This window comes from Boudabousia marimammalium, from assembly GCF_001936115.1.
GTDB lineage: Bacteria > Actinomycetota > Actinomycetes > Actinomycetales > Actinomycetaceae > Boudabousia > Boudabousia marimammalium.
On sequence record NZ_MPDM01000004.1, the window covers coordinates 134,352 to 159,506 of the forward strand.

Consider the following 25,155-nt stretch of genomic DNA (forward strand, 5'->3'; position numbering starts at 1 on the left):
TTATTGATCGATAACAGTTGACGGGTCATAACAGATTGCGAAAATTTCGAGCGTCCCGGTGTAAGCTCGATGAGCTTTAACCTCAATCCGAGCCCCATTTGGTGTCACAGCGACAGGTGTAGCTGTGATATGAGAGCGGCCTACCGTATGGGTGGTGACAGAAATGATGGGGGTTGAGGTGAATCCGGCTTTTGTCAGGTTCAAATCCCAATAATCTTCTTGACCGGCACTGTAGTTCACTGTGACTGGGCGCTTGAGGATTATGGGTTTAGCGACTTTTTCCAGCTCAGCAAAGTTTCCGTTTAACTGTTCAGCTTTTAAAATCGCGCCTGGTGAGAATGTGTGCATATTATCTGATCCTTGTTAGTGTGAATGTCGTATGCCAAAAATCTGGACGAATAGTGTGAATGATTCCGGTGATGGTAGCGATTTGATTTTCGCCCCGAAATTCTGTGTCAATCCGTGTCATAAGCTCCGTTGAAGCCAGCTCAGGGTTATTCAGGCTATCGATAGTCACTTCGCGGAGCTGCATAGCGTCAGCTGCCTTCTGTGCTAGACGCTGCGCTAAAGCGGCAGCACCTGCATAGAGGTTCGTTGTGACTTCTGTAGTCTTCATCCCCCAAGCTTTCCAACGTCCCTTTGGATCTAACGCGGTGTAGGTTTCTTCGTAAGCGTTCCATTCGGCGTCTTCGTTAAGCAGCGCTTTGAGATTGGTTACTTTAATTGCCGTGGAAATTTCGCTTGACTGCCACGTGGCATCTGCTTCAATAAAGGATGGGTTCACACGGTCCGATAGCTTAAACAAAGGGTCGGTGGCGTTGGAATCCCCGGTGAAAATCACGGCATTATCCGCTCGAATATACCACGGGCTCGAAAGCGAGTTAGCTACTAAATCCAGGTGCTGAACTAAGCTGGATTCGTAGACGGTCCGCGTCAGGAACAGATTATTAGGGTTGAAGCTCTCTTCTAAAAGGTAAGGAATCTCGTGAGGAGCCAGTAGGCGTCTTATTCTATCTTCAGGCAGTTCCTTTTCGTCAGTAACGTTGCCATACCTGGCTATGCTGGCCAGCTCTGCGACTCTGTCATGGGCTGTGATAGTAACGGTGTTGTAGCCGGTTTCTTTAACCGGGGAAATCTGGACGGATTCTATTTTCCCTGTAAACAAAACCTTTCGGAGCTTAAAGTTGACTATTCTTACTTCTACGCCTTTAGTAATTCTCATGCTACGAGGGTCACGAGCTTTCGGAATAACGAAAGTGGCAGTTCCTATCTGCGCGGCGAGGGCAGCTCCTTCGACTTCAACTCCACGAGTGACTTTTACCTGACTCATGCCGTCCATTACCGGGACAAACTTCCATTCGGTCGCGCGATCTAGAAGCCGGTAGGTGTTGAGAATGGCGGATTCGCTGTCTAAGACGATGGTGTTAGCAGGGATTGGGGCTGCGTCTAAGGTCGCGTCATCAAGACGGCTGCTATTGAGAGCGAAGGCGTCGTATAGGTTGTAGATTTCCATTTCTACAGAGATTTGACTGGCCGGGGTACCTTCCTCAGCGGCGACGAAGCGCTTAACCTTGGAGGAAGGCGCGTGCCAATGCAGCGAATCAGCCCCTAATAACTCTATTGGGCTACCGTCGTAGTGAAGCGTGATGGTGTGTGAGCTATATCGTGGCAACTTAAATGTCATCTCGCCATGACGAAGCGTGATGGTCTTATTTGAGCTAGATGTTCCAACTCTCACTGTAAGCTCATAGAGAGTGTAAGGAGTGAAGCCGACAGGGTTAAGCAGAATGGGCTGATCGCCATGAGCCGTGAGGTGCCACCAATCTCCAGATACGGTGACTGCAGCGTCGAAGTCTTCTGTCCTGATAGATTCTACTTGCTGGAATGACATTACCTTCCACCTACTTTCTCGTAAGCCTTGATAGCTCGAACGATTTCTTGACCGGTCTGGGCGTCGGCTCTCCACGTGGTAACGGTGATGTTATAAGTGACGTTTTTTGGAGAGTTTAGACGTGAGTGAGCATTACGGTGAAGCGCCGTGGGTTCTAGCTGCAGCTGCGCTTTAAGCATCGGGCCGCTGTAATCTGCGATGTCTTGGGTTAGACGGTTCAGCGCCTGCTTAACTTGTGGGCTTGTTTTGGTAAAGCCAGCAACTAAAGACTTCATAATCATCTCGCCGGCAGGGGTGAGCAGGCGCTTGTCTTTATCGGCTGGCCCTTTCCAGCTAGGCAGCATGTCAGTGAGTTTGCCTAGAGTGCTCCTCACGTATCCAAACATGTTCTTGATACCATTGATGAAGCCTTGGATAACGCTTTTACCTACACCATAGAGAAGATTTCCAATATTGCCTATCCCTGACATGATTTTGCTGGGAAGCTGGCGAACTACCCCGACGATGCCTTGCAAGCCGGATGCTGCAGCGTATTTGAAGGCATTCCATGCAGCGGTGAGAATGCGGCCGACTTGGGCCCAGTCTCCATTCCAGACAGCTTTAATCATGTTGAGCACGGTTCGGATAACTACTAGAACAACGTTGATATAGGTGCTGACCACAGTCTTTATTCCGGCCCAGACTTTGCTCAGCACAGGCGCGACATACGTCTGATAAAAGTTGACTACGACTTCAGCAGCGGCTTTCATACCGGCCCACGCGGCTTGGACCCCGTTTCTGACTGTCTCACTGTTGTTGTAGAGCAGGACAAAGCCAGCGACTAGCGCGGCGATGGCAGCGATTACTAATCCGATAGGATTAGCTGTTAACGCTACGTTGAGCAGGTGTTGAGCTATGGCTGCGGCCTTTGTGACTCCGTTCCAGATAGTCATGAGAGTACTGGCTTTACCCATAATCAGCGCGTAACCTGCTTGGGCTACAGCGACGGCTGCTAACGCCGTCTTGTAGGCTTTCCAAGCAGCTACTATGGCAATCACTGGGATGGCGAGTTTCTTGATAGTCTCTCGGTTGTCTATTAGCAGTTTTGTAAAGTCTGCGACGGTTGGAACTACCGAGGTAGCTATAAAGGTGCCAAAGTCTTTCAAAGCGGGCAAGAGCGTTCCTTGAAGGAAGTCTGCTAGCTCTTTAACTACTGGAGAGAGATTAGTCTTAATCCATGCTCCTGCGGCCTGTAGTGCAGGTAGGCCGGTGCTGGTCATCCAGGTGCTGAAGCTTTCCCAAGCTGGCTGAAGTCTCAAGATGGCGTTGTCAATGAAAGCTTGGACTTTGGGGATTAGCTCTTCAAACTTAGGGCCCAAATAGTCAAGTAGTGGCATCGTCTTCAAGCCAAAGTATTCAACCATCTGGCTACCCATAACTTTTATACGATCAGTCCAGTTCGCGGTTGCTTTTGCTGTTCCCCCTACTTGCTTCTCAATCGCGGCTAATACGAGCGATTGTGCTTCTCCCATCTTGTTAGATTCGACTAGCGTTGCGATTCTCTGTTTCTCTTGCTCAGTGAAGGTCACGCCAGATTTTGAAAGGCTTGCTAGTCCTTTGACAGGGTCATTAAGTGCTTTACCTAACTGGACGGCGTTAGCTTCAGCTGTTCCAAAGCCTGCTGCAGCTAGATCAATGGCTGCTTGCGTGGCACGGTCGAAGTTGCCGCCTACCTTATCAGCAGTCTTAGCTAGCTCCCCGAAGGTAAGCAGCTTAGCTTGAGTTTGTTTAATAACGTTCTGGTCCACGCCGTAAGCTCTAGCTTGCGCGTCAGCGTATTTCACCAGGCGATTAGCTACAGCGTCTGTCCTGCCGGCGAATAAGTTCATAGACTCGGTGATGTTCTTAATCCGAGTATTTGACGTTCCTGCTTCTTCGCCGGCATGGATCAGAGCGGCTGTGGTTCCAGCTACTGCTGCGGCGACTACTGTAGCGCCTATCTTTAACTGGTGAGCGGCTTTTTTGCCGCGCGCGGCAAGACCTGACAGGCCAGATTGCTTACCAAGGTTTCCCATGGCGCGCTTAAACTGCTTCGTTTCAGCTAATACAGAGACGATGACTTTCTGGCCGGCCATGTCTTACTCCTCGTTAATCTCGTTTATTACAGTTAGGAAAGTGTCGTGCTCTCGCAGGGTTAATGCAGCGTATTCACCTGGCGGGATACCGGTAGCGAGAACAAATTCAGCTTTTGCCCGCGCGTGGCGGGTCCTTATTTTCCCAGGACTGATTTGTCCTCAATGGGGGGTAGAGACTCCATCAGTGCGGCTGCGGCTGCGGAACGCTTAGGTGCGGGGACTTTATCGGCGGCGGCAATGATTCGCTCGACGTCTTTCATTTGTAAAGTGCGCGCGTCCTCTACAGAGAGGGTGTGTCCTAGACGGCTTGCGGCAGTGATGGCAGTTAGCGCCATCTGCTGGGCAGTGTTGAGGTCTTCAGGGTCAAGGTCGCCTAGGAACTCGGCGATAGTCTCGACTTCACCGATGGTTATATTCGCTTCGAATTCGTCGAGAGCGGTAACTTCTTCGGTTTCTTGTGCTTTCTTGTTCATTTCAAATCTGCCTTTTCTAGTAGGTCGCTAATACCTTGATTCAGCTGGTCAAGGATTTGTGTCTGTGCTGCCTGCATAGCTGTTAGGTAGAACGGCTGCGGGCGAATGTGGTGCGCGGGCCAGCCATAGTGGATTACACCGGCGTAGGGCACTCTGGCGCCGCCTGCTCTGACTACAGCTTTTGTTTTGCCGCGGCCTGCGCGTAAGCTGCGGGCAAGTTTCCCGCTCTTTCCTCGGGGGACCGCGGGGCGGGCCCGCTCGATTACGCTTTCACCGATTTGGTGCATGAGGTCTTTCATGTCACCAGCGGCGGCTCCTGCTTGTTCGAGTTGTCTGAGGGTGCGGTTAAGACCGGTGACCTTCAGTCGAACCGCACCCTCAGTCAGTCTTTGCTCGGTCACTGAGTAACCTTTGCCGGCTTGCCAGTGAGTGCCATTTCCACTTCGAACTCGTAGGCTTTCTTGCCTGCCGCTCCACCGATTCGCGAAACGTCAGGTAGGGTGCCTGTGCCTTTGAAGTGAGGTTGGGTAGCCGTCGCTGTAGCGTTGCCGTGGGGTGCTACCTCGTAGGCCGCTTCTTCGCCGGCATGGTCGAAAAGGTACATCATTAGGCTTGACGGGTCAGTTGACTGTACGGCCTTGATTTTCAGCGCCCAGTCGTTAGAGCCGCCATTGGCCACGTCTGCGAATGTTTGTAGATCAGAATCTGCGGGTGAAGATTCCAGTGTCCACTCCACAGTGTTGTCGTAGAAGTCGGTGGTGCCGATTTTTAGTTTCAGACCGGTACCGAAAATGCGTTTAGGGGCTGCCATTATTGTTCTCCTTAAAAGTCAGTTATTCGGAATTTCCGAACAACTCGAGGTTGTAGGTGACGATGATGTCGATAGCGGGGTATGCCTGGTTATCGGAAATCACTAGTGTGTATGGGGCGCTAATGCCTTCGATTTCCGCGATTTCGTCCATTTCCGTGAGTTTTTCGAAACATTCCCATGCCAGCTTGTCAAGAGCGTTGTGGGCAGTTTCTGAAGCTCGGTGGATGATGCGGATGCGGAATCGCCAAGCGTAGGGGTGCGCGAAACTCTCTGGCTCTGATTCCATCCCGTCGGAATGGACGATTATCGCGGGCACATTAGGCCGGCGCGGGTCTGTCGTATAGACAGTGGCCGGTAGGTTGCTAAGTGCTGCCGCGATTGTTTCCCGCGCGGTAGTGATTGGGTTCATGCAATACCAGCTCCGATAAAGGGGGCTAAAGTCGCATAGACCGGGGTGAGCGGATCACGAGCGAGCCGTACTGTTGCTCCCATGTCAGACATTGGTGCAAGCACTCCACCGGGTGCGTCTTTTCTGTGATAGAGGTCGGATGCCACGGTGAGTACAGCGTGCTTGTAAACAGGAGCAGGGATGTCTGATTCTCCAATGTGCTTTTTCAAAAGCTCGGTAGCGGTTTGGAGCGCGTCTTGGACTCCGGGGGACGATTCCCCCGGAGCGCCAATCCACGCAGCGAACTCTGCTGCTTGAATATCTTCCATGATTACTGGGTAATCTTGATGGCTTTGAACGCGGCTGGCACTGGCACGTAGTGAGCGGCATAACCGTAGACGGAGAATACGCCGGTAAGGTCGGCCACGTTCTCGTCTTGGAGACGCCACGGGGCTCCAGCGGATTCCTTTACTCGGATAGCAGAGCGAGATACGGCGGCTGCCTTCTTGCCGGTTAGCGATGGAGTCCAGATAACGGGCACGCCCGCTAGCTCAGCTTTCGGTACTGAGATAGTCAGGGTGCCTAGCTTGTCAGTAGGTGATTCCGTGATCTGGAGTGCTGACTTGTGCTCCTTCAATGCGAACAGGCTCATAAAGACTTCGCGTGATACCAGCAGTGCGTCCAGGTTGTAGGGAGTATCGTCGAAAGACTCAACTGCGGTGAGCATGGTGTCAACCCAGGTAACGGGCGTAGCCTGGGCAAGGTTATCGATGGTAGCCATCGGGTTCGTGACAGCGGTAGTGTAAGTGGATGCGACTAGTGCCTTTGTCGCCTTCTCGATTGCTAGAGCGTAGCGGCGTGCCATACGCTCGAAGTTGTCAGAGACGAGTGATTCGCTGGCACGCTGGATGGCCTGCTTGCTCATCGTGGTGTAACCGCCATAGGTTTCAACAGAGACTGATTTGATGGTGTCTTTGACTAGCTTGCCGTGAGGGAGGGTGTCGCCTTCTTTGGTCTGCTTAGCCACTGCCAGCTCGTCTTCGTGTTCCTGGACGTATTCGAAGGTCATTCCGGTAGCTGGTAGATCAGCAGAATGGGTGAACAGGTTTGTAAGCTTCTGTTTCTTTTCCATGTCTGCCTGTAGACGTTCTACCCAGATGGGCCGGGCGATAGAGATTTCCGAGGTTGTACCCTCGAAATCTCGGAGCGCTTCAGTGGCTCGTTCTTCACCTGCTGCGACTGCTCGCACGTAGGCGCCGAAAGAGCGGAATTGTGAGAGCGGGTGCTTCTCTTCCTGCCCGGAAGCAGAATTGGCGGCAAGCTGTTCCATCTGCAGCGCCAGCTTGTCAAGAGCAGAGCGCTGTGTCTCTAGCTCTTTTTGAATCTTTGGATCATCCATGGGGGCATTCCTTTCATTGGGTTCTTTTGCCTTGGAGCGGATATTGGTAACAGTTGTGTCTGGATAAGCGGGTACTGGCACCAGAGAGACTTCACGAACTATCACGTCAGACATGTGTGTGATGTGAAGGTTGTCGTCTTCGTCGTATTCTTCGGTGTATTTGCCAGCCTCGAAGCCGATTGAACACTTGGAGAGCACTTCATCTTTGAGTAGCGTTAGTGTTTCGGCTGCGCGCTGGGTGGTCGAGAGTTTCCCGGTAATCCATAGGCCATCTTCTCGTGATTCCCATGAGGTGATACGCCCAATAGGTTCGTCATGGCAGTAAAGAATCGGGGCTGAGTCTGCGACAGTCACAGAACCCGGCGCAAATCGCTCGTATAACCATGGGTAAAGTCGTGTCTCAGAATCGAAAGGGACAGCTAGCGCGTCAAACTCTCGTGATTCGTCTTTAGGGGCTGCCGTTGCTGCAGCGCGGTATTCAAGACTCATTGGGTGTGTCTCCTAGTGCTGGTAGTTTTTCGATTTCGCGAACTTCTGCAACGGTGAGAAACTGAGCTCGCAGGCCAATCTCGTGCGCTTCATACCTGGTCTTGGTATCAGTTCGTAAAAAGCCATCAATGTTTGCTCTGGCCACCGTGCCACGCGGCAGCAGACTCGTGTAGGCGTCTTCAATCTCGGTGAGGTATGCCATGAGGGTGAATCTCACGAAAGCAATGTCTTGCTGTTCCTGGTTGGAGTAGGTGCCGCCTTGATCTAGGGCAATCATCATGAGGTGGGCTGGGATACCAAACATCCGGGCGATTTCTACCGTGTTAGCGTTCTGCGCTTCTATCCACTGCATTTCTTCAGGAGTGAGCAGTACCGGCGTGTACTTCATTCCTGCACCGAGTACTAGCGGGCCACGGTTATATCCTGCTGCCTTAGTGATTCGTTCTTTGTATTCTTTCGCCTGGTCTGGGTTCAACACTTGGTCAGTTGAGAAGATAGCGGGAGGAATACTACCTTTGTCCAGCCAGTTATCAGCGTATTCACGAAGTTCCAACGCTCCTTGCACCGTGTTAGAACATGCCTGTAATGGGCCGATTCCTCGCTGTTGACCAGGCTGGCTGGCTAGTTTTAGATGGCGAATGTCAAACTTGGTTAGCTTCTGGCCGCGCCATGAGTAGCCTGTTACTTCACCGGCTTTATCGGTCAAGATTCCCACTTCTAGGGGGTTTAACACGTCTAAGGCTGTGGGCACGTTGTCGGAGCGGCGGCGTGTAATCAGCCAGAAAGCTTCACCGCGCTGGGCTAGAGAGTTTGCGGTCAGCTTGTTAAATCGGCTACGGCTCACGCCTGCCCGGGGTTCGTCGATAAGTGCGAATGTAGGAATAGTTTCCCCATTACGCCAACAATCAAAGTCGATTTGTCCGACAGCGGTTTGTAAGAGCATGATTGCTCGAAAGACTGAGGATAGAGAGAGTGGTTGGTCGATGCTGCGGCTGCGGCGGGCAGGAAAGATTGGGGCTGGGCTGTGGCCGTCAGCGTCGTATGCTGCACGCTGCTCTACGAGTCCTAACCTCGTTGCTAAAGTCGCTAATCTGCTCATGGCTCAAGGGTGTGGCAGCCCTTGGACGATTCGAAGTCATTAAGGTCTGCGGCGGCGTGTCACGCGCTGTCTCCAAGCATCTCTGACTGCGTAAACGCCTGGATGTCTTTCTGCTTCGTGCCTGGCTAACTCTTTCATGGCTTCGTTGCTTTTCCGATACGGTAGTGAGCGCCATTCACAGCGGTAGCAGATAGCTATCGTGGTTGCTCCTTCGTCGAGCGCGTACCCTTTCGGGTGGGTGGGCTCTGGCCTGCGGCTTACCATGCTTGCACACCTATTTCTTTCTTTGTAGCGGCGGCCCACATAGCGATAGCTAGAGCACGTAGAGACTGAATCGGGCCATCTGATTTCTCGATGCTGAAGGCCATAGTCCCGCCTATGGATCTAATAGCGACGGCTTGGAGGTCACGCACGACGCTATCGCTACCGTTGTGCATGATGTTGCCTTTTTTGGCTTTGTCGAAAATCATCTGGCAGGCTGTAGCGTAATCGCGGCTGGTGAGAGTTTCAAAAGAGATTCCTGCATCACTTACGGCCTGGTTAAGTGTGCGGTTGGGTCCTGAATCATCAGAGTAGAATCTTGTGGATCCAGATGCATGCAGCTTGGCCAGTGCCGGGATGACCCAGTTTGTTCCTGGTGTTACTTTCATGATTTCGCCGTAGATCACCGTGCCATCAGGGGTGGTTACTGGCCATGCTGCAGCTAGGCTAGCTGCGCCGCCATCGGCAGCGACATCCCACGCGAAGGTTACCTTATCGAAGGCGGGCATTTCTGGCCGTGGATCAGCCGTAAGGCCAGCCCAGATTCCTAGGTCGATAAGGCTGTCGCGTTCATTCATTGCCGGCAGATTCAGATAGGAGCGCCGCCAGCTTCCAAGATTTTCTGATTGACCTAGAGCCAGAATCTTCTCATAAGTCTGCGTGTGCCCAATGGCTGGATGAAAAGCAAGAGTCTCGCGCCCGTATGGGTCTTTGTCTGCTGCTACTTCGTCAGCGCTCCATTCGAAGTATGCTATTCGAGAGTTAGGATCATCCACTGATGCGCGGCCCTCGTCAATGAGTTTATTCAAGTATGCTGACCTGCCTGTCCCGCGCGTTGAGACAATCCAAAGCTGCGAATCCAGCACAGTGAGCTGGGTAGGGTTGATAGCAACTTTCAGGGCCTCACCTGCTATCTCGTCAAATGCCCACGCTTCATCAATATGTGCCAGGTGAACGGTGTCGCCGTGAACGCTTTTAGGGGTTGGGGCGAATGGGGAAACTGTGGACTCTCTGGGCAGGTATTCCAGCACTTCGGAGCCCTGACCTTGGAGTGCGTGGAAATAGCTTTCATTCTCTTTGCGGTCTGCTCCTAGGGCTTTAACCATCTTCTTCCACGATTTACGAGCGTCTTTACCAGTCTGAGCCGTCATTACGATGGTGTGGTCGTTATAAGAGAGCAGCCTATCAATCATGACAGCGCGTGAGAGGTGGGACTTACCTGCCTGCCGTGGCACCGTGACCACCACCGTCTGATACTGGTATGCGCCGGGGTTATTGACATCTAGCTCCATAGCCACGTCAGCTACGTAACGCTGCCATGGCATCAACGCTCCACCGAGCAAAGCGCGGGCCACCGCATCGACACATTCCCCGCGCGTTGGTCGTGAGAAGTTACGCTTGGTTGCGTATTTAGCTCCTGCTGCTTCACTGCTGGGCATTTGTCATGACCTGTTGGAAAGCAGCGTGGGATAGGTTCTCTAAGGTGATAGCTAGAGCATCTAAAGTCTTATTGCCCTGGGCTAGCGGTTGCGGCATGTCAGCTAGCATGTCATTGAGCTGCTTAGCAAGGTTGGTTGTAGCGATAGTTTTCTTGCCCTGGGCTAGTCCCTCTCCTACCGCGCGTGATAGCTCGACGATCATAGCGCAACGTAGCTCATGATGGGCCTGAATCAGTCCTTGACCACGTAGAGTCTCAAGATAGTTACGCGCGTGCTTCTCCATGGGGGTGGCATCAGGCTTAGCCGCTTCTAACTCAAATAGTTCTAACTGTTCCATAGCGTTTCACTTCTTTTTTTTATTGGTATCGTGCCGTTTCCGGCCCGTTTTATATGGGTTCGGGGGGATAAAAAGACGGGGGGCGGGGTCATCTGTTGATTGTCTATGAGAAAAAACCAGCCCAGTTGCCATTTGTCTCGGCCGGTCTAATCACAGAGGGCGGGCGATTCTGCCGGCGACTATTACATTCGTTGTGTGCTGGTCGTAGGTTTGTTAAGGCGTCACTGCCGCCATCAGACCTAGCTATCACGTGATCTATTGTTAGACCGTATCGGCTGCGTCTTGACAGCGCGGGGTCGATGCGGTCCCCACAGAGCCAGCATGTCCAGCCGTAAGTGGCTGTGACTAGCTCCGCTAGTTTCTTGATAGTTGCTGCGTTAGCCCAGCTAGCTGATTTAGAAGGCAAGTGCGAGTTCCTTTCTCCTTTCTTCTTCAGCTTTAGCGCGGGCTTTAGCGCGGGCTTTAGCGGCTGCTGATTGTTCGCTCATCCAAGCTAGAGCCCTTTCCTTTGAAGTAGCTAGATGCGGATAGCGGGCTTTGAGCATGGCTGCATGGTCTTGCAGTGATTGTTCTTCTTCTGCTTTCTGGCGTGCCAGGCGTTCTTCTAGCTCTCGTTTACGTTCTTCTTCTTGTTTGCGTTTGAGTTCTTCTCTGTGTTCTTGGCTCTTTCTCCAGTAAGAGCAGGTGGTGCAGTCACAGTTGCTGCGATAACGATGTTCCATCATGGTAAATAGCTCCTTTAGTGGTATTTCTTCAGCGGAATCTTCAATCACGGTACGGTCGACTACCCCGCTAAGGCGGGTAGTCCCTTTACCTTGGTAAGGAAGGCTAGAATCTAGTTCCGCATGGGAATGACCGACGTATTTGTAGTCTTGTTTTTTGATTCCCACGGTCGGTTCAACCGCGTTAGTGGTCTTCCGGACGCCTGCAAGTCTCATAGCGAATCTGGCTCTGCGTAGCGCTATGGCAGCGTCGTGCTGGATAGTCGCAAAGTTGATTAACTCAACTATCTTGGATTTCACTATCTGAATGAACGAAGTAGATGGTTTACCTCGAAGAATGCCGCCCCTGCGCCATGCTATGAGTCCTAGCTGTTCCATCTCCTGAAGCAGGCGGCGCACCCATCTCTCTGATAGGCCAGCCTTATCAGCAATCTGGGTGGCTGTGATTCTGCCTTCTGCTCTACCGTAGGGGAACGAGTTAGCCAGGACTGTGAGCACGGTTCTTTGGCCCTGCCACTTCCCGCCTGCTAGTTCTCCCCAGCCACGCTTAGACAGCTGATTCAGTAGCGCGTCACAACGCCATGCAGCCGTAGGCTTTCTACGATTTGCCATGACGATTCTCCCTAATCAGGTCATTGAGAGCACTGGTAGAAGCGACATAGGCAGCGCCATTAATGGCTAGCCAGACTAACTCACCAAATGCCGCTGCCACGATCAGACCGATAAATGACAGCAAAGCACAGAGCCAGATGATGATTCCAGTAACGTTTGGGCGCATTATTCTGTGTTCCCTTCATTCAAGACTTTCCAATCCAGCAGCAGATTCTTCAGCTCGGTATTCAAACGAGTAATCTCGTTACCGAGAAGTACTGCTTTGTCTTTCAACAGTGGATTAAAGTAAGTTCCTTGAGCTATAAACCGAGCCAGTTCATGGCGGGCATGGCGCGTTTCTAAAGAGCAGACTCATAGTATCTGACAAAGGTCATCCACTTCTTTAGCAAGTGCTAACTCAGATGCGTAAGGCCGGCGCTGACGCTCATTCATTTCTGCGTTTCCATCCTGCGCACGTTGTCAGGGCCCGTAATAAAGAGCTCTCCCTGCCGTGGATCATGGTCAAATAGCTCACCAGCTGCGTTCGTGAACATGAGTTTTGATTCACTGTTCAAAGCAGGAAGCTTCACGCTGATTTTGTCTTGGAACAAAAGAGTGCCAGAAACATCACCGGGTTTAACTTTCAACTGGTAAGTAATAACACCTTCGTTACCCGTCTCCACCACGCGGGCAGTAACGTTAGCTAGTTCCTCAGTCAGTTTCTCGTGACTAGCTCCCTCACCAATCTGGCAAAGCAGGGCAATAAACTCAGTTTCAGTGGTCATTTTGTTAAACATTCCTTTTAGATAGTTGGGACACATAGTTAAGAAAGCCCTCTGCACGTTTACGATTCTGAGGGTGCCGCAACTTAGCTAATGCTTTTGATTCAACCTGCCTGACGCGCTCCTTTGTGACTCCGAAAACTTCACCAATGAACTTCAGAGTTTGCGGCGGGTACCCAAGCAGTCCGTAACGCATAGCAAGCACCATGGCCTCACGCTCAGTCAGACAATCAATAAACCCTCTAATCTCAGGATCTAAAATCTTAGGGCACGTGATTGCCAGACGATTCTCCAAGCCGTCAACGGCATAGCGCAGACCTTTAATCAGACCAAGCGCCAAATCAGGACGCTCAGCTTGCACCCGCTTTTCAACAAGGTTAATCTTCCGTCTAATCGCGGAAAACTGATTAGATTCAAAAGTTACTCCTGGCATCAGTAAGCACCCACAATCGCGTTGCCGAGTTCAGCGAACACAAAGCCAGTCAACAGGCCAAGCAAAGCCATAGCGGCGATAAAAGTTAAAGTCTCAAAGATTCTCATTTTGATGTCCTTGAATCACCAAGGGCGGTACAATCACCGCATGGGCACTTTTGTAGATTTGCATTCAAAGATGTACGCATTATGGTTTCCACGAAACGAAGTAAAAGACGTGTATTACGCGCTGATGTACGGCCGTGGCATTTTTGCTTTTGACATTCCCCGTGGTGCTGGCGGCCATTACGGGATTGATATTTTGAATCTGAAAGCGATTCGCCGGTGGACGCTGTGGGACTTTGATACTTGGCCCTCGACGCCAGAGCAGAGATTACTTGTTGTGGAGCTCGTATGGAATGACCATGACGGCTCTCTGGAGATTCAGATGATTGAAGATGTTGAAGCGGCAAAAGCTGAATTCCTGTATGAGGATTAGCAGATTCTAAAACCTGAACGCTTACAACATTAGGCTCACCGCAAGCTTCACAAGTTGCAGTTATTACTAATTTTTTGCTCATTCATCGTCTCCTTCGTCGATTAGCGGAGTGCTGAGCGCTCCGAGTTCAGCAAGTTTTTCTACGTCGCCTAATGTCCACGAAATTTGTCCTTTTAAGCGGCGCGAGATTTGGGGCTGAGAAATGCCCAAAGACTGGCCAAGTGCCACCTGACGCACGCCAGTTGATTCAAGCCAGTCATTAACTCGGCTTGTAACGAGAGTGTTAATTTTGCCCATGCGCTCAATATATGCGTTTTGCGCAAGTTTTATGCGGGCGACACGCGGCGTGTCACGCTTCACTTGCCTAAGTTATGCGCGTGGCGCATACTGTAGGCATGACTACATTAACTATTGCAAACACTGAAACGCCTACAATTTCAAGCATTGTTGCCGCCAATATCCGCGCCGAAGCTGCACGGGCTGGAATAAATCAGGTCAAACTAGGCAGAATGTTAAATATGACACAATCGCAAGTTAGTAGGCGTTGGAACGGGTCATTAGTGTGGACTTTAGATGAGATGGGGGCAGTCGCACAGTTGTTAGGCGTTAGCGTGGCAGATTTAGTAACTCCACCGCGTGGAAATAGCGGCAGATACACTAATCCCCCGGCACCTTACGGCACCGGGGGTGATTGGCTCCCGCGGCAGGACTCGAACCTGCAACCGTCCGATTAACAGTCGGATGCTCTACCATTGAGCTACGCGGGATTACGAGAAGAAACTTTAGCATGATAATTCACGCCTGCACAACTCGAAAAAACACCCGCTCATTCAGCGTCTTGAATCCCCGCCAAATCGCGCAATTCTCGCTCAAAATCATCCAGCACAGAGTCCTCTACCCTAACTTTTTCACTAGAGGTAGATATCACAATAAAGAGTTCTCCAGCTTCATCGCGGCGGATTGTGCCAGTAATCGAACCACCCTCGACCTGACGCTGACGAACCATCACTAGAGAGTGCTCCAGATGATCCTGTGCCGTGTCCATGAACTCACGAGGGTCCCTATCCAACAGTTGTAATGCGACTGGTTCAACCGAGCGGTTAGTCCACCACAGCTTCAGTTCTCGCTGCTTACCCGCGAAGGTCATGCGTTCAATCATGTACCAGGGCACAGATTCTTCCAAAACCTCACCCACCAGATGTACGCCGGCAGAGTTCACGACTACCCATTTCCCAGCTGCCGTCGTTTGGGCGGATTGCGCCTGTCCTTCGGGCACTAGCGCAGCTAAAGCCGCTGGCATTTGACTGTTTTTGGGCTCGCTTCCAGCTACATTTTTCGATGATGAGCGACCAAACCAGCCCATAGCGCCTCCTTAAGATAGCAAAAGTGCCCCGACTGGGGCTTGAACCCAGGACCGACGGATTATGAGTCCGCTGCTCTGACCGACTGAGCTATCGGGGCGACGCGTATAGAGTAACGAATTTTCTTCCGCAAAGCGAACTATCAGTTACCTAGTTGTCGTCGGACCTGTTCCAGTTCCATCAGATGAGTGAAGAGTTTGCGTCCTTCCTCGTCATCTCCGGAAGCCCGCTGCAAGGCGCCCCGCAGATCCGCAATCTGGCGGGTCAACCACATCCGGTAAATGCTCTTAATCACACTAACCGCGAAGCGTTTCTCCCCCTCAACCGAGTCCGAAGGCAGCGACTTCACCATTAGGCTAGTTAAAGCTCCATCCAAGGTCCCGCCTGAGGCCTCACGAATCTCTTCATTCCAGCGTTTCACCGCATGGGATTCATCGCTTTCAATCAGGAGTTCTTGGAAACGGCGTACTCCCCCGACGGAGCGAATCAAGTCGTGGACCGCCCGCAAAGTGGGCACCGTGAAAACATCGCTAGCGTAGCTATCGAAATCTGCTTCCACCGCGGCGGCCGGCCTTTGCAAGATGGCCGCCATGGCTTCCCCCTCGGCACGGATTACAGGATCTTGCAAGGTCTTGCCACGACGCGGGGAGGGACGGGCCGAGGGCGTCTGCGGTGAGCCGCCAGCGAACTGCTGGGGGCTGCTGCCCTGCCTTGAACGTGAACGGTAGGAGCGGACAGCTTTGAGTACCTCATCTTCCGGTAAGGAAACCCAGCCGGCCAGCTCACGGGCATAACCAGAACGCAAGGCTGCGTCACGTATGCCCGCCACGATCTGAGCTGCGGCCCGCATGCCGGTGGCGCGCCCTTCCACAGTGTTCAAATCTAGGCCGCTCAAGGCGGTCCGAATCACGAAAGCAAATAGCGGCTCACGCTGGTTAACTAGATTAACGACCGCCTGATTGCCCTGTTGGAGGCGCAGATCGCAAGGATCTAGGCCGCTCTTTTCGATTGCCACATAGGTTTGCGCGGCAAAGTTCTGGTCTTCCGCGAAAGCCCGCAGGGCGGCCTTTTGTCCGGCGGCGTCACCGTCGAAAGTGAAGATTACTTCACCGCCACGCACCTGCCCGTCAGAAAGGACCACGCCGGAAGCTGAGTCCATGCTTTCACCAATCAGCCGGCGCAAAATCTTGGCGTGCTCAGACCCGAATGCCGTGCCACAGGTAGCTACCGCGGTGGGAACGCCAGCGAGGTGGGCTGCCATCACGTCGGTGTAGCCTTCCACCACCACGACCTGTTTCAGTTTTGAAATATCTCCTTTAGCTAGGTCAAGCCCGTACAGTACCTTCGATTTTTTGTAGATCGCTGTCTCTGGAGTGTTTAAGTATTTAGGCTGGTCTTTCGCGTCGGTTAAGATGCGGGCACCAAATCCCACTGTCGCGCCTGTGATATCGCGGATTGGCCACATCAGACGCCCTCGGAAACGGTCATAGGTGCCGCGTGAGCCCTGCGAAACTAAACCAGATGCCACCAGTTCAGCTTCTGTGAAGCCCCGCCCCCGCAGATGCCGAGACAGCGCATCCCAACTATCGGGAGAGTAACCGATTCCAAATCTGGCTGCCGCGTCCCGGTCAAAACCGCGACTGGCAAGGAACTCACGACCGGCCCGTGCCTGCGGGGTGGCCAGCTGCTCTTGGAAGAACTGCTCCGCCAGACGATGAGCCTCAATCAGGCGTTGCCGACGTCCCGGCTCTTCGGTACGGCGCGGCCCCTGACCTTCTTCATAGTGCAAAGTAATGCCGGTCTTATCAGCTAAATACTCTACTGCTTCAGTGAAAGAAAGATGATGCAGCTTTTGCACGAAAGAGATTACGTCTCCGCCTTCGCCGCAACCAAAACAATGCCACACATTCAGTTCGGTCCGAACATGGAAAGATGGGGTCTTCTCATCATGGAAAGGGCAAAGGCCCTTCTCGGAGTTCATACCGGCAGGACGCAAGGAAACATGTTCACCCACAATATCGCGGATACTAGCGGCCTCACGGACCGCCGCAATATCTTCGCGCTTTATCAAACCTGCCATGACAATAGTTTATCTGGTGAGTCAAGCCGACTATTGGCTTGACAGCATTCCGCAAAGGCTGGCGTGCCATTGATTAGCGGAGTTATCCGTCATGGAAGCAATCTGGTCAACTACCACACGCATCCGCTGTGCATCGTTTTCAGCCATCCGCCAACGGGCGGCAAAGAGCGGCTCCATCCGGTCCGGACCCGCCTCCCAGAAGGCATCCGCTAAATCATAGATGAGGGTACGCTGCTGCAGGTAGATAGGCTCAGTTTCCCTTGGCATCATGACGAAATGTGTGGCCAGGCCCTTCAGCACGGTAATCTCCGCCTGCGTCTGCGCGGGGACCTCAATCCGACCGGCGTAGCGACCCAGCGGATCCGTGCCATGAATCTCTTGGGTAAGCTCTACTGCGGCAGTCACGAAACGTCCAATCAGCTGAGAGCTCATATCTTTCAGCCGTGCGAGAGCACCATAAGTGCCGTCAAAATCATGCACCCACCAAGGCTCCCCGGTAAGACGACGCAAGGCGGCATCGAGATCGTCAGCAGAGAAACGCGCACCGTACCAAGCTTGTGTAGAAGCAAAAATATCAGCGCGGAGATTTTCCCAAGCTGATGGATTCGGGTTCAAATAGCCGGTCTGGACAGCGTCCTCAACGTCATGGACGGAGTATCCAATGTCATCGGAGAGATCCATAATCTGGGCTTCAATAGATTTTACCCCGGGGATCGCACCTTCTCTTGCCCATTCGAAGACATCCCGAATATCGTCATAGTAGCCGAACTTATGGCTACCCTTTGGGCATTCTCCTGCAGCCCAAGGATACTTAATGGTGGCATCCAGACCGGCCCTGGTCAGATTCAAACCGGCGGGGCTACCATCTGCTGCGACAGCTTTCGGTTCGAGGAGCACCAAAAGCCGTAGGGTTTGCGCGTTTCCTTCAAAGCCGCCGCAGTCTTTAGCCACCTCAGCTAGGGCACGCTCCCCATTGTGACCAAATGGCGGATGCCCTAAATCGTGGCTCAAGCAGGCGGCATCAACAATATCGGGGTCACAGCCAAGCATTTTCCCCAGTCCCCTACCCACCTGCGAGACTTCCAAGGAGTGCGTCAAACGAGTGCGAATATAGTCATCAGAAGAGGGACCCAGCACCTGCGTTTTCGCCCCCAAACGACGCAATGCCGCCGAATGTAAGACGCGTGCCCGGTCTCTTTCAAAAGCTGAACGCAGCGGCGATTTGGGCAACTCAAAATGTGCTCTCATCTGATCGGCTTCAGAATATTCGTAGCGCCGCATTAATCTCCTCCAAGGACCTGCAAACTAGCTAGCTGTCTGAGATAGCCTTAACAGATCAAAATCCGTAAAACAACTAGCTCCAATTATGGCATCTTTGTAGAAAATTAGGGACAATAGAACACGTGAATGAGACAATCCGTTCGACAGAACCGCCACCAATCACTTCCACCTTGGTGCATGCGCCCCTCAGGCACTCCGCGGCATGGTGGAAAAGTGGCATAATTGCGGATATTCCTGGCCATATGGGAGCTGCAGAACTGGATTGGCTGAGCGGCAGCCTCCGCGACTATGCGAAAGTTGGTTGCACCGCCATTTTGGTGCGCCCCTCACAGCTTGATTTTGATGCAGATTCGACTCCTTTAACCAATCTGATTGAAAAAGCTAAAAACACCGGGATGCGTACCATTGTCCGGGTTTCCGGTGGCGGAGAGTTCATCAACGGGGTTTTCACTGAGTCCCCCTCGGCCTTCCGGTATTTCGAAAAGGGTCCCGAAAAAACCTTGGAACGCGCTAGATTTGCCCTCCAACATGGCGCTGACGGCATCGACCTAGGCTTCCTGATTGCCCCCGAAATGGATCCTTCCCATGAGTCATCCCTGAATCAGCTTGACTCTCTAGTGAAGGCGATTCACAAGTTCGCCTATAATCATCACCCTGGCTCGATTGTTGGCGGCTTTGCACTGATTCAGCCGGAGAGCACTTACCAGCACTACTTAGATTCCTATCTGTTCCATCATCTGCGGGACAACCGATTGCTGGACGTAGCATGGGATGCGAAGTCGATTCGTGACCGGATTACGCGCACTTTGGACAGCCGAAACGAGTTGGGACAGGTCAGTGTGTGGCGCACCTCCTCCACCTTCACCGACACTGTTCCGCAGGAGATGACTAAAGCCTGGTACCAGCATGATTCGGGCCGGCGCCGCCGCGCGTTGACGATGCTGGCAATGGCGTTACCCGGCGTGGTTTACTTCCGCGGCAACCGCATTCTTGATTTGCCGTGGCTTCTCGCTGAGCCCAGTGTCAAAGCCATGACTGCCGACGATATCGCCCATTACCGCACCATGATGACCGCGGCCGCGCGTTTGCGTCTAGCTCGCGGACTGGGGGTTGGTTCCCTAGCTTGGGTCGAGGGCGCACCTTGGGCTAACCGTGACGTAATGGTGCAAGTTGGTACCCACACTCTGACCGTATTGAACACTTCAGATGAGGTGATTACGGTCCCCAGTGGGATGCGTCCCCTGCTCTCTTCTGAACATCTCGTCTTGGATCATACGGATCCTGATTCGCAGCTGGTACGTCCGGGCGAATGCGCTTGGTTTGACGCCCCTTAGCCTCCTGAGGCATCAATTTCAGCGTCAGCTAATTGCAGTTTTTGTGTTTCGTTAAGTTCCGGGGAGTCCAGCCATCCTTCGGGCAGATGGGGACGTTTCTCTCCGCCGGCGCGGCCGCGCTTACCTTGGGCCGCCTCCGGATAGGCTTGGGTGAGGTCGAGGGCGTCCAAGCGGTCTTGTAGTTCCTGCTTGGTCGACACCAAATGGAGAGCATGGCGTTGTGGCCCACCGATTGCGTAGCCACGCAGATACCAACTGATATGTTTACGCATTTCCCGCATCGCCCGGTTCTCTGAACCGAACTCTGCGATCATCAGATCCGCGTGCTCCAAAATCATCTCTGCGACTGTCTGCAAATCCGGTTTAACCCGCTGCTTAGAGCCTGCCAAAGCCGCAGTTAGGTCGGTGAAAATCCAGGGCCTGCCCTGGCATCCTCGACCCACTACGATGCCTGCGCAGCCGGTATCTTCCATCATGTTGACAGCATCATCTGCCTCAAAGACGTCACCGTTGCCCAGTACCGGAATGTCCAGCATTTCCACGAGGCGACCAATCTGATCCCAGTGTGCCTGCCCTGAATAGTGTTGCGCGGCAGTACGGGCGTGCAAAGCGACCGCGTCAATTCCAGCATCTTGCGCAAGCAGCGCAGCGCGTTCAAAAGTCATATGGTCATCATCAATGCCGGTGCGCATCTTCACCGTCACCGGCACCCCGTAGGGTTTCGCGGCGGCCACAACTTCTTGCACGATAGCAGCGAAAAGTTCATGCTTCCAAGGGAGCGCAGCGCCTCCACCCTTGCGAGTGACTTTGGGTACCGGACAGCCGAAGTTCATGTCAATATGGTCAGCTAGATCCCGTTCGCAAAGCATTTGAGCGGCCTGACGCATAGTGGCGGGGTCCACGCCATAAAGCTGGATGGAGCGCACCCGTTCAGTCGGGTCAGGCGTAATCATCCGCATGGTCTCAGGGGTTTCTTCCACTAGAGCACGCGAAGTAATCATCTCGGAGACATAAAGACCGGCAGGCGCGTCGATTCCCTTCTGTGCCTTCGGCAAGTCAGCGGCCAGCTCAGCGCTCAGGCCGGCTTCGCCAGCTTCCCGGCAGAGACGACGGAAAGGCGCGTTAGTTACTCCCGCCATGGGAGCTAAAATCACTGGCACCCACAGTTGTAAACGACCAATTGAAAGTGGCGACAAAATAGACACTGAACCTTTCTCAGCTTGATTATCCCAGCACGGGGAGGAAACTGCCCGCTAATTGTCTGTATCTGAAGCAGAATACGCAACTGGAGCCAAAGCCGCACCCAAGAGGGTGGTAAGCGGAATCGCCAGCACCAAACCAATCGAGGCGACCAGGGTGCGAGCAAGTTCCTCTGCGACCTGGCCGGAACTCAGAATCCCCCACCAGGGGCGGTCCACTAACATGACCAGCATCAGTAGTGGCAATGCGGTACCTGCATAGGCGAAAGCAAGGGTGTAAACGGTGGAAGCAATATGGTCACGGCCAATACGCATCGCCGACAGGAATACCGACCAGACGCTGGCCTCCGGATTTGACTGGTGTAACTCCCATACGGCAGAAGCTTGAGTAATGGTGACATCATTGAGCGCACCGATGCCCGCAATCATAATGCCGCAGGTCATGAGTGCAGAAAGGGAAACTTGCGGGAGCGCAGCAGAGAGGTTTTGAATATCGTCTCCACTGCCTATCAGTACCAGAGCGCTGGTTGCCCAAAGCGCCCCCAGAGTTGTCACTGCCAAACCAAAATAGGTGCCCAGTAAGGCGGTCGTCGTTTTAATGGAAACCCCGTGCGCAATATAGACCGAGGCGAGAATCATCGCTGAAACCCCCACCAAGGTCACCAACAGTGGGGATTGTCCAGACATCAAAGCGGGAACCATAAACAATACGATTGTGGCTACGGAAACTGCCAATCCAATCATTGCCAGCAAGCCACGCTTCAGGGCTACCGCTAGAACCAGCACCAGATAGATGATTATCAAAGCTATCAAAGGGGTGCTTCTTTCCCCATCAAGGTACACGTAGAAGTCTTTCTGGCCCAGATTGATACTCTGATCCGTACCGGTGCCCGGTAGCACGTTCTCTGTCTTAATAACTTTGACGCGGTGGCCTATTTGCAGACCGGAGCTAACTTCCGGAGGGATATGCACCCAGACAGCCTTTTGTTCCTTCTCTGTCCTAGTGCAAACCAGATTCTCTGCTTGCGCTTGTTCCAGCTGCCTGGTGGCACAAGCTGAGCTATCTACGACTTGGACAATCTCAACCTGCTGGCCGGCCTCAATGAATGGCTGCGAACCAATCTGTGGCACATTCGAGGGCCACAGCCAAACCAGACCAAAGAGGGTTACCAGAATCAAGGGCACCACAACTGCGGTAAGCAGAACTCTAATCCGCCTGCGCCCCTGCGGGCTTAAGACCAGGGGCTGATTATGGTCATGTGAATGCGAGCTGTCCTTCCGGCCGGAGTTAGCACTAGGGGAATCCCCCTCGGCCTGACTGGAAAGCGATAGTTTTCGGCGACTAGGCATTCCGGGGCCGAGGGCGGGTTGTGTCCCCTCGCCCTCGGCCCCGGAATCTAGACGCGCGTTCATAGTTTCACTGGGTGAATAATCAAGCGCCAAGCAAGCGGGTTGCCAGCCAGTTCTGCACCTCGGCGAGAGGCACCCGGACCTGCTCCATGGTGTCACGGTCACGGATGGTGACAGCCTGATCTTCCAGGGAGTCGAAATCGTAGGTGATGCAGTACGGGGTGCCAATCTCGTCTTGCCGACGGTAACGACGACCAACTGCGCCGGCATCGTCATAGTCGACGTTCCAGAACTGACGCAGCTGCTGCGCTAGTTCCTTCGCTGGCTCAGTCAGTTCAGCCTTGCGGGAAAGCGGCAAAACCGCGACCTTCACCGGGGACAGGCGCGGGTCCAGTTTCAGCACGATGCGCTTATCCACACCGCCCTTGGTGTTGGGGGCCTCATCTTCAGTGTAGGCTTCCACCAAGAAAGCCATCAGGGAGCGGGTAAGACCAGCGGAAGGCTCAATCACGTAGGGCACAAAACGCTCGCCTTGCGCCTGATCGAAGTATTCCAGCTTCGAGCCCGAGTGTTCCGCGTGAGTGGAAAGATCGAAGTCGGTACGGTTTGCGATGCCTTCCAGTTCACCCCATTCAGAGCCTTGGAAACCGAAAGTGTATTCAATGTCAACGGTGCGTTTTGAGTAGTGTGAGAGCTTCTCCTGCGGATGCTCATAGATGCGCAGGTGCTCCGGGTCGATGCCCAGGTCGGTGTACCATGCCATCCTTTGATCAATCCAGTACTGGTGCCATTCCTCATCGGTGCCGGGCTTGACGAAGAATTCCATCTCCATCTGCTCAAACTCACGGGTGCGGAAAATAAAGTTACCGGGGGTAATCTCATTACGGAAGGACTTACCAATCTGGCCAATTCCGAAAGGTACCTTCATACGAGCAGTGGTCTGCACGTTCGCGTAGTTCACGAAAATGCCCTGGGCAGTTTCGGGACGTAGGAAGTGCAGTCCGGACTCGTCATCGACCGGACCTAGGTAGGTCTTAAGGAGGCCGGAGAATGCCCGCGGCTCAGTCCATTGACCGCGCGTACCACAGTTCGGGCAGGCCACATTTTCCATCTCAACAGTGTCGGGGTTGTCAATATTGTGCTTTGCCGCATAGGCTTCTTGCAGGGTATCTTGCCGTTGCCGCTTGTGGCAGCTTAGGCACTCGATCAAAGGATCCGTGAAGGCTTTGAGGTGGCCGGAAGCCTCCCACACCTGCGGGGGCAAAATTACGGAAGAATCAAGACCGACAACATTATCGCGTGAGCGGACCATGTATGCCCACCACTGTCGCTTAATGTTTTCTTTCAGTTCAGCGCCCAAAGGACCGTAATCCCAGGCAGAGCGTGTGCCTCCATAAATTTCGCCCGAAGGGTAGACGAAGCCACGGCGTTTTGCCAAGCTAATGACGCTATCTAGACGCGAGCTGCTCTGTGCCACTCTCGTTCTCCTTAATATTCTGGTTGAAAACACATCTGGCTGACGTGTCGATTGCTAGTTTATCCTGTCTTGTCTACTAGTCCCACTCTGGCACGGTATCTGTTCGTGCTTCGTGAGGATTGCCATGATTTGAGGTAAAATCTAGGGAACAATAAAGCCATCAGTAAAGGATTGGTTGCCATGCAAAGAATGACTCGCCAGCGCGCCGCCATTGAGCAACTGCTATCAGAGCTCGATGAGTTCCGTTCCGCACAGCAGCTTCATGACGACTTGCGCAAGTCAGGAAACACGATTGGTTTGGCCACGGTTTACCGGACCCTGCAGCAAATGGCTGAGGCTAAGGAAGTAGATGTTGTCCGGGGAGCTGACGGCGAAGCTCTCTACCGCCGGTGCACCGGCTGGGAGCATCATCATCATTTGATTTGCCGTGAATGCAATAAGGCCGTGGAGATTTCTTCCAAGATCGTGGAACGCTGGGTACATGAGGTCGCCAATCAGCATGATTTCACTGAAGTGCAGCACGCCGCTGACATGATTGGCCTATGCAAGGAATGCGCGGCTAAGAAGAAAGCCTAGCTGCCTTCCAAGTTTTGCACCTGATCTACTGCGCCCCCAAAGCGTCTCTCCCGGTGCGTGTAATCATCAAGGACCCGCCAGAGGTTTTCCCGTCCGAAATCTGGCCAGGCTTCGGGAACGAAAACACATTCCGCGTAGGCAATCTGCCACAGCATATAGTTGGAGATTCTTTGCTCTCCAGAAGTGCGAATAAGTAGATCCACTTCGGGCAAGTCAGGCAGGTAAAGATACTTGGCGAGGGTCTTTTCCGTAATCCGATCGGGGTTGATTTCTCCGCGCACGGCAGCTTGAGCGAGGCCCCGAGCCGCGTCAACTAGTTCAGCTTGTCCCCCGTAGTTCAGGTTCATGACGAGGGTGAGTCCAGTGTTGTCTTTCGTCAGGGCTGCAGCCCGCTCCAGCTCACTAATAACCGATTTCCACAAGCGTTGGCGACGCCCGCTCCAGCGCACCCGAACATTCCAAGCATCCAGTTCATCACAGCGGCTCCGGAGCACCCGCCGGGAGTATCCCATCAAGAATTTCACTTCCGCGGGAGATCGCTTCCAGTTCTCAGTGGAGAAGGCGTAAACCGAAAGGACTTTGACACCAGCTTCAATAGCGCCAGCGATTGTGTCCATCAGGGCGTCCTCACCGGCTTCATGTCCGGCAGTGCGAGGAAGCCCCCGCTGGTTAGCCCACCGGCCATTACCATCCATAATGATGGCAATATGCTGAGGAATACTGAGCCTGTCCCCCTCGCCAATTTCAGGAAGCGAAATATTCTCTCTCGGGTCTGGAACTCGCTTGGACAT

The 25,155-nt window shown here is 53.1% G+C and carries 29 protein-coding genes and 2 tRNA genes; 4 read left to right on the forward strand and 27 right to left on the reverse strand.

Annotation, left to right across the window (positions count from 1 at the left end; genetic code table 11):
* The 17 genes from BM477_RS04790 to BM477_RS04870 form a co-directional block, all read right to left on the reverse strand.
* Positions 1-348 (reverse strand): hypothetical protein, encoded by a 348-nt coding sequence (locus BM477_RS04790; RefSeq protein ID WP_075361532.1) that lies wholly within the window; start codon positions 346-348, stop codon positions 1-3.
* Between the two features lies 1 nt (position 349).
* Positions 350-1,891 (reverse strand): hypothetical protein, encoded by a 1,542-nt coding sequence (locus BM477_RS04795; RefSeq protein WP_075361533.1) that lies wholly within the window; start codon positions 1,889-1,891, stop codon positions 350-352.
* On the reverse strand, positions 1,891-4,005 hold the full coding sequence (locus BM477_RS04800) for a phage tail protein (protein ID WP_075361534.1): 2,115 nt from the start codon (positions 4,003-4,005) through the stop codon (positions 1,891-1,893). The genes BM477_RS04795 and BM477_RS04800 overlap by 1 nt, the downstream gene beginning before the upstream one ends.
* Positions 4,006-4,139: 134 nt before the next feature.
* Positions 4,140-4,478 carry a hypothetical protein gene (locus tag BM477_RS04805; RefSeq protein WP_075361535.1) on the reverse strand — a complete coding sequence of 113 codons (339 nt, stop codon included), beginning with the start codon at positions 4,476-4,478 and terminating at the stop codon, positions 4,140-4,142.
* Positions 4,475-4,879, reverse strand: coding sequence for a hypothetical protein (locus tag BM477_RS04810; RefSeq protein ID WP_084543729.1), 405 nt, complete (start codon positions 4,877-4,879; stop codon positions 4,475-4,477). The genes BM477_RS04805 and BM477_RS04810 overlap by 4 nt, the downstream gene beginning before the upstream one ends.
* The gene (locus BM477_RS04815) at positions 4,876-5,289 is read right to left on the reverse strand and encodes a hypothetical protein (protein ID WP_075361536.1); all 414 of its coding nucleotides are present in this window, start codon (positions 5,287-5,289) and stop codon (positions 4,876-4,878) included. Before BM477_RS04815 ends, BM477_RS04810 begins: the two co-directional genes overlap by 4 nt.
* Before the next feature lie 22 nt (positions 5,290-5,311).
* Positions 5,312-5,698, reverse strand: a complete 387-nt coding sequence (locus BM477_RS04820) for a hypothetical protein (protein WP_075361537.1) — start codon at positions 5,696-5,698, stop codon at positions 5,312-5,314.
* Complete coding sequence (locus tag BM477_RS04825) at positions 5,695-6,006, reverse strand: hypothetical protein (RefSeq protein ID WP_075361538.1); 312 nt, start codon at positions 6,004-6,006, stop codon at positions 5,695-5,697. The genes BM477_RS04820 and BM477_RS04825 overlap by 4 nt, the downstream gene beginning before the upstream one ends.
* 2 nt (positions 6,007-6,008) lie before the next feature.
* Positions 6,009-7,565 (reverse strand): HK97 family phage prohead protease, encoded by a 1,557-nt coding sequence (locus BM477_RS04830; RefSeq protein WP_075361539.1) that lies wholly within the window; start codon positions 7,563-7,565, stop codon positions 6,009-6,011.
* Positions 7,555-8,664 (reverse strand): phage portal protein, encoded by a 1,110-nt coding sequence (locus BM477_RS04835; RefSeq protein ID WP_084543730.1) that lies wholly within the window; start codon positions 8,662-8,664, stop codon positions 7,555-7,557. The genes BM477_RS04830 and BM477_RS04835 overlap by 11 nt, the downstream gene beginning before the upstream one ends.
* Before the next feature lie 257 nt (positions 8,665-8,921).
* Positions 8,922-10,364 carry a hypothetical protein gene (locus BM477_RS04840; RefSeq protein WP_143230208.1) on the reverse strand — a complete coding sequence of 481 codons (1,443 nt, stop codon included), beginning with the start codon at positions 10,362-10,364 and terminating at the stop codon, positions 8,922-8,924.
* Positions 10,351-10,701, reverse strand: a complete 351-nt coding sequence (locus tag BM477_RS04845) for a hypothetical protein (RefSeq protein ID WP_075361541.1) — start codon at positions 10,699-10,701, stop codon at positions 10,351-10,353. The genes BM477_RS04840 and BM477_RS04845 overlap by 14 nt, the downstream gene beginning before the upstream one ends.
* Positions 10,702-10,804: 103 nt before the next feature.
* On the reverse strand, positions 10,805-11,107 hold the full coding sequence (locus tag BM477_RS08620) for an HNH endonuclease (protein ID WP_222842280.1): 303 nt from the start codon (positions 11,105-11,107) through the stop codon (positions 10,805-10,807).
* Positions 11,097-12,035, reverse strand: a complete 939-nt coding sequence (locus tag BM477_RS04855) for a helix-turn-helix domain-containing protein (protein ID WP_075361542.1) — start codon at positions 12,033-12,035, stop codon at positions 11,097-11,099. Before BM477_RS04855 ends, BM477_RS08620 begins: the two co-directional genes overlap by 11 nt.
* Entirely contained in the window at positions 12,022-12,201 is a 180-nt protein-coding gene (locus tag BM477_RS04860; RefSeq protein ID WP_075361543.1) for a hypothetical protein, read from the reverse strand. The genes BM477_RS04855 and BM477_RS04860 overlap by 14 nt, the downstream gene beginning before the upstream one ends.
* A gap of 262 nt (positions 12,202-12,463) precedes the next feature.
* A complete protein-coding gene (locus BM477_RS04865; protein WP_075361544.1) occupies positions 12,464-12,799 on the reverse strand; it encodes a hypothetical protein in 336 nt (111 codons plus the stop codon).
* Between the two features lie 4 nt (positions 12,800-12,803).
* The gene (locus BM477_RS04870) at positions 12,804-13,229 is read right to left on the reverse strand and encodes a sigma factor-like helix-turn-helix DNA-binding protein (RefSeq protein WP_075361545.1); all 426 of its coding nucleotides are present in this window, start codon (positions 13,227-13,229) and stop codon (positions 12,804-12,806) included.
* Positions 13,230-13,376: 147 nt separating this feature from the next.
* Here BM477_RS04870 and BM477_RS04875 point away from each other — a divergent pair, with 147 nt between their 5' ends.
* Complete coding sequence (locus BM477_RS04875) at positions 13,377-13,706, forward strand: hypothetical protein (protein WP_075361546.1); 330 nt, start codon at positions 13,377-13,379, stop codon at positions 13,704-13,706.
* Between the two features lie 78 nt (positions 13,707-13,784).
* Here the strand turns inward: BM477_RS04875 and BM477_RS04880 are convergent, their stop codons facing one another.
* Positions 13,785-14,066 carry a helix-turn-helix domain-containing protein gene (locus tag BM477_RS04880; protein ID WP_143230209.1) on the reverse strand — a complete coding sequence of 94 codons (282 nt, stop codon included), beginning with the start codon at positions 14,064-14,066 and terminating at the stop codon, positions 13,785-13,787.
* A gap of 35 nt (positions 14,067-14,101) precedes the next feature.
* Here BM477_RS04880 and BM477_RS04885 point away from each other — a divergent pair, with 35 nt between their 5' ends.
* The gene (locus BM477_RS04885) at positions 14,102-14,440 is read left to right on the forward strand and encodes a helix-turn-helix domain-containing protein (protein WP_075361632.1); all 339 of its coding nucleotides are present in this window, start codon (positions 14,102-14,104) and stop codon (positions 14,438-14,440) included.
* Here the strand turns inward: BM477_RS04885 and BM477_RS04890 are convergent.
* The 5 genes from BM477_RS04890 to BM477_RS04910 form a co-directional block, all read right to left on the reverse strand.
* Positions 14,399-14,473: transfer RNA gene (locus BM477_RS04890), tRNA-Asn, on the reverse strand. The genes BM477_RS04885 and BM477_RS04890 overlap by 42 nt on opposite strands.
* Before the next feature lie 59 nt (positions 14,474-14,532).
* A complete protein-coding gene (locus BM477_RS04895; RefSeq protein ID WP_075361548.1) occupies positions 14,533-15,069 on the reverse strand; it encodes a hypothetical protein in 537 nt (178 codons plus the stop codon).
* 24 nt (positions 15,070-15,093) lie between these two features.
* Positions 15,094-15,167 (reverse strand) — tRNA-Ile (locus BM477_RS04900).
* A 42-nt stretch (positions 15,168-15,209) separates the two neighbouring features.
* Positions 15,210-17,147, reverse strand: a complete 1,938-nt coding sequence (dnaG, locus tag BM477_RS04905; RefSeq protein ID WP_075361549.1) for a DNA primase — start codon at positions 17,145-17,147, stop codon at positions 15,210-15,212.
* Between the two features lie 30 nt (positions 17,148-17,177).
* Positions 17,178-18,428: a deoxyguanosinetriphosphate triphosphohydrolase gene (locus BM477_RS04910; RefSeq protein WP_075361550.1), complete on the reverse strand. Its 1,251-nt coding sequence runs from the start codon at positions 18,426-18,428 to the stop codon at positions 17,178-17,180.
* A 122-nt stretch (positions 18,429-18,550) separates the two neighbouring features.
* Here BM477_RS04910 and BM477_RS04915 point away from each other — a divergent pair, with 122 nt between their 5' ends.
* Positions 18,551-19,762, forward strand: a complete 1,212-nt coding sequence (locus tag BM477_RS04915; RefSeq protein WP_143230210.1) for a hypothetical protein — start codon at positions 18,551-18,553, stop codon at positions 19,760-19,762.
* Here the strand turns inward: BM477_RS04915 and dusB are convergent.
* From dusB to BM477_RS04930, 3 genes are all read right to left on the reverse strand, one after another.
* The gene (gene dusB / locus BM477_RS04920) at positions 19,759-20,943 is read right to left on the reverse strand and encodes a tRNA dihydrouridine synthase DusB (protein WP_075361633.1); all 1,185 of its coding nucleotides are present in this window, start codon (positions 20,941-20,943) and stop codon (positions 19,759-19,761) included. The two genes, BM477_RS04915 and dusB, sit on opposite strands and share 4 nt — an antisense overlap.
* Before the next feature lie 72 nt (positions 20,944-21,015).
* Positions 21,016-22,374, reverse strand: coding sequence for a YibE/F family protein (locus BM477_RS04925; protein ID WP_245792873.1), 1,359 nt, complete (start codon positions 22,372-22,374; stop codon positions 21,016-21,018).
* Positions 22,375-22,393: 19 nt separating this feature from the next.
* Positions 22,394-23,788 (reverse strand): glycine--tRNA ligase, encoded by a 1,395-nt coding sequence (locus BM477_RS04930; RefSeq protein WP_075361552.1) that lies wholly within the window; start codon positions 23,786-23,788, stop codon positions 22,394-22,396.
* Between the two features lie 180 nt (positions 23,789-23,968).
* On the opposite strand from BM477_RS04930, the gene BM477_RS04935 reads away from it, so the two are divergent.
* Positions 23,969-24,364: a Fur family transcriptional regulator gene (locus tag BM477_RS04935; RefSeq protein WP_075361553.1), complete on the forward strand. Its 396-nt coding sequence runs from the start codon at positions 23,969-23,971 to the stop codon at positions 24,362-24,364.
* Here BM477_RS04935 and uppS read toward each other — a convergent pair.
* Positions 24,361-25,155, reverse strand: coding sequence for a polyprenyl diphosphate synthase (gene uppS / locus BM477_RS04940; RefSeq protein WP_075361554.1), 795 nt, complete (start codon positions 25,153-25,155; stop codon positions 24,361-24,363). The two genes, BM477_RS04935 and uppS, sit on opposite strands and share 4 nt — an antisense overlap.

Bases quoted from the DNA above. Each gene is read 5' to 3' on its own strand.
- BM477_RS04790 (WP_075361532.1), bottom strand. From the start codon at position 348: ATGCACACATTCTCACCAGGCGCGATTTTAAAAGCTGAACAGTTAAAC.
- BM477_RS04795 (WP_075361533.1), bottom strand. From the start codon at position 1,891: ATGTCATTCCAGCAAGTAGAATCTATCAGGACAGAAGACTTCGACGCT.
- BM477_RS04800 (WP_075361534.1), bottom strand. From the start codon at position 4,005: ATGGCCGGCCAGAAAGTCATCGTCTCTGTATTAGCTGAAACGAAGCAG.
- BM477_RS04805 (WP_075361535.1), bottom strand. From the start codon at position 4,478: ATGAACAAGAAAGCACAAGAAACCGAAGAAGTTACCGCTCTCGACGAA.
- BM477_RS04815 (WP_075361536.1), bottom strand. From the start codon at position 5,289: ATGGCAGCCCCTAAACGCATTTTCGGTACCGGTCTGAAACTAAAAATC.
- BM477_RS04820 (WP_075361537.1), bottom strand. From the start codon at position 5,698: ATGAACCCAATCACTACCGCGCGGGAAACAATCGCGGCAGCACTTAGC.
- BM477_RS04825 (WP_075361538.1), bottom strand. From the start codon at position 6,006: ATGGAAGATATTCAAGCAGCAGAGTTCGCTGCGTGGATTGGCGCTCCG.
- BM477_RS04830 (WP_075361539.1), bottom strand. From the start codon at position 7,565: ATGAGTCTTGAATACCGCGCTGCAGCAACGGCAGCCCCTAAAGACGAA.
- BM477_RS04835 (WP_084543730.1), bottom strand. From the start codon at position 8,664: ATGAGCAGATTAGCGACTTTAGCAACGAGGTTAGGACTCGTAGAGCAG.
- BM477_RS04840 (WP_143230208.1), bottom strand. From the start codon at position 10,364: ATGCCCAGCAGTGAAGCAGCAGGAGCTAAATACGCAACCAAGCGTAAC.
- BM477_RS04845 (WP_075361541.1), bottom strand. From the start codon at position 10,701: ATGGAACAGTTAGAACTATTTGAGTTAGAAGCGGCTAAGCCTGATGCC.
- BM477_RS04855 (WP_075361542.1), bottom strand. From the start codon at position 12,035: ATGGCAAATCGTAGAAAGCCTACGGCTGCATGGCGTTGTGACGCGCTA.
- BM477_RS04860 (WP_075361543.1), bottom strand. From the start codon at position 12,201: ATGCGCCCAAACGTTACTGGAATCATCATCTGGCTCTGTGCTTTGCTG.
- BM477_RS04865 (WP_075361544.1), bottom strand. From the start codon at position 12,799: ATGACCACTGAAACTGAGTTTATTGCCCTGCTTTGCCAGATTGGTGAG.
- BM477_RS04870 (WP_075361545.1), bottom strand. From the start codon at position 13,229: ATGCCAGGAGTAACTTTTGAATCTAATCAGTTTTCCGCGATTAGACGG.
- BM477_RS04875 (WP_075361546.1), top strand. From the start codon at position 13,377: ATGGGCACTTTTGTAGATTTGCATTCAAAGATGTACGCATTATGGTTT.
- BM477_RS04885 (WP_075361632.1), top strand. From the start codon at position 14,102: ATGACTACATTAACTATTGCAAACACTGAAACGCCTACAATTTCAAGC.
- BM477_RS04895 (WP_075361548.1), bottom strand. From the start codon at position 15,069: ATGGGCTGGTTTGGTCGCTCATCATCGAAAAATGTAGCTGGAAGCGAG.
- dnaG (WP_075361549.1), bottom strand. From the start codon at position 17,147: ATGGCAGGTTTGATAAAGCGCGAAGATATTGCGGCGGTCCGTGAGGCC.
- BM477_RS04910 (WP_075361550.1), bottom strand. From the start codon at position 18,428: ATGCGGCGCTACGAATATTCTGAAGCCGATCAGATGAGAGCACATTTT.
- BM477_RS04925 (WP_245792873.1), bottom strand. From the start codon at position 22,374: ATGAACGCGCGTCTAGATTCCGGGGCCGAGGGCGAGGGGACACAACCC.
- BM477_RS04935 (WP_075361553.1), top strand. From the start codon at position 23,969: ATGCAAAGAATGACTCGCCAGCGCGCCGCCATTGAGCAACTGCTATCA.
- uppS (WP_075361554.1), bottom strand. From the start codon at position 25,155: ATGTCCAAGCGAGTTCCAGACCCGAGAGAGAATATTTCGCTTCCTGAA.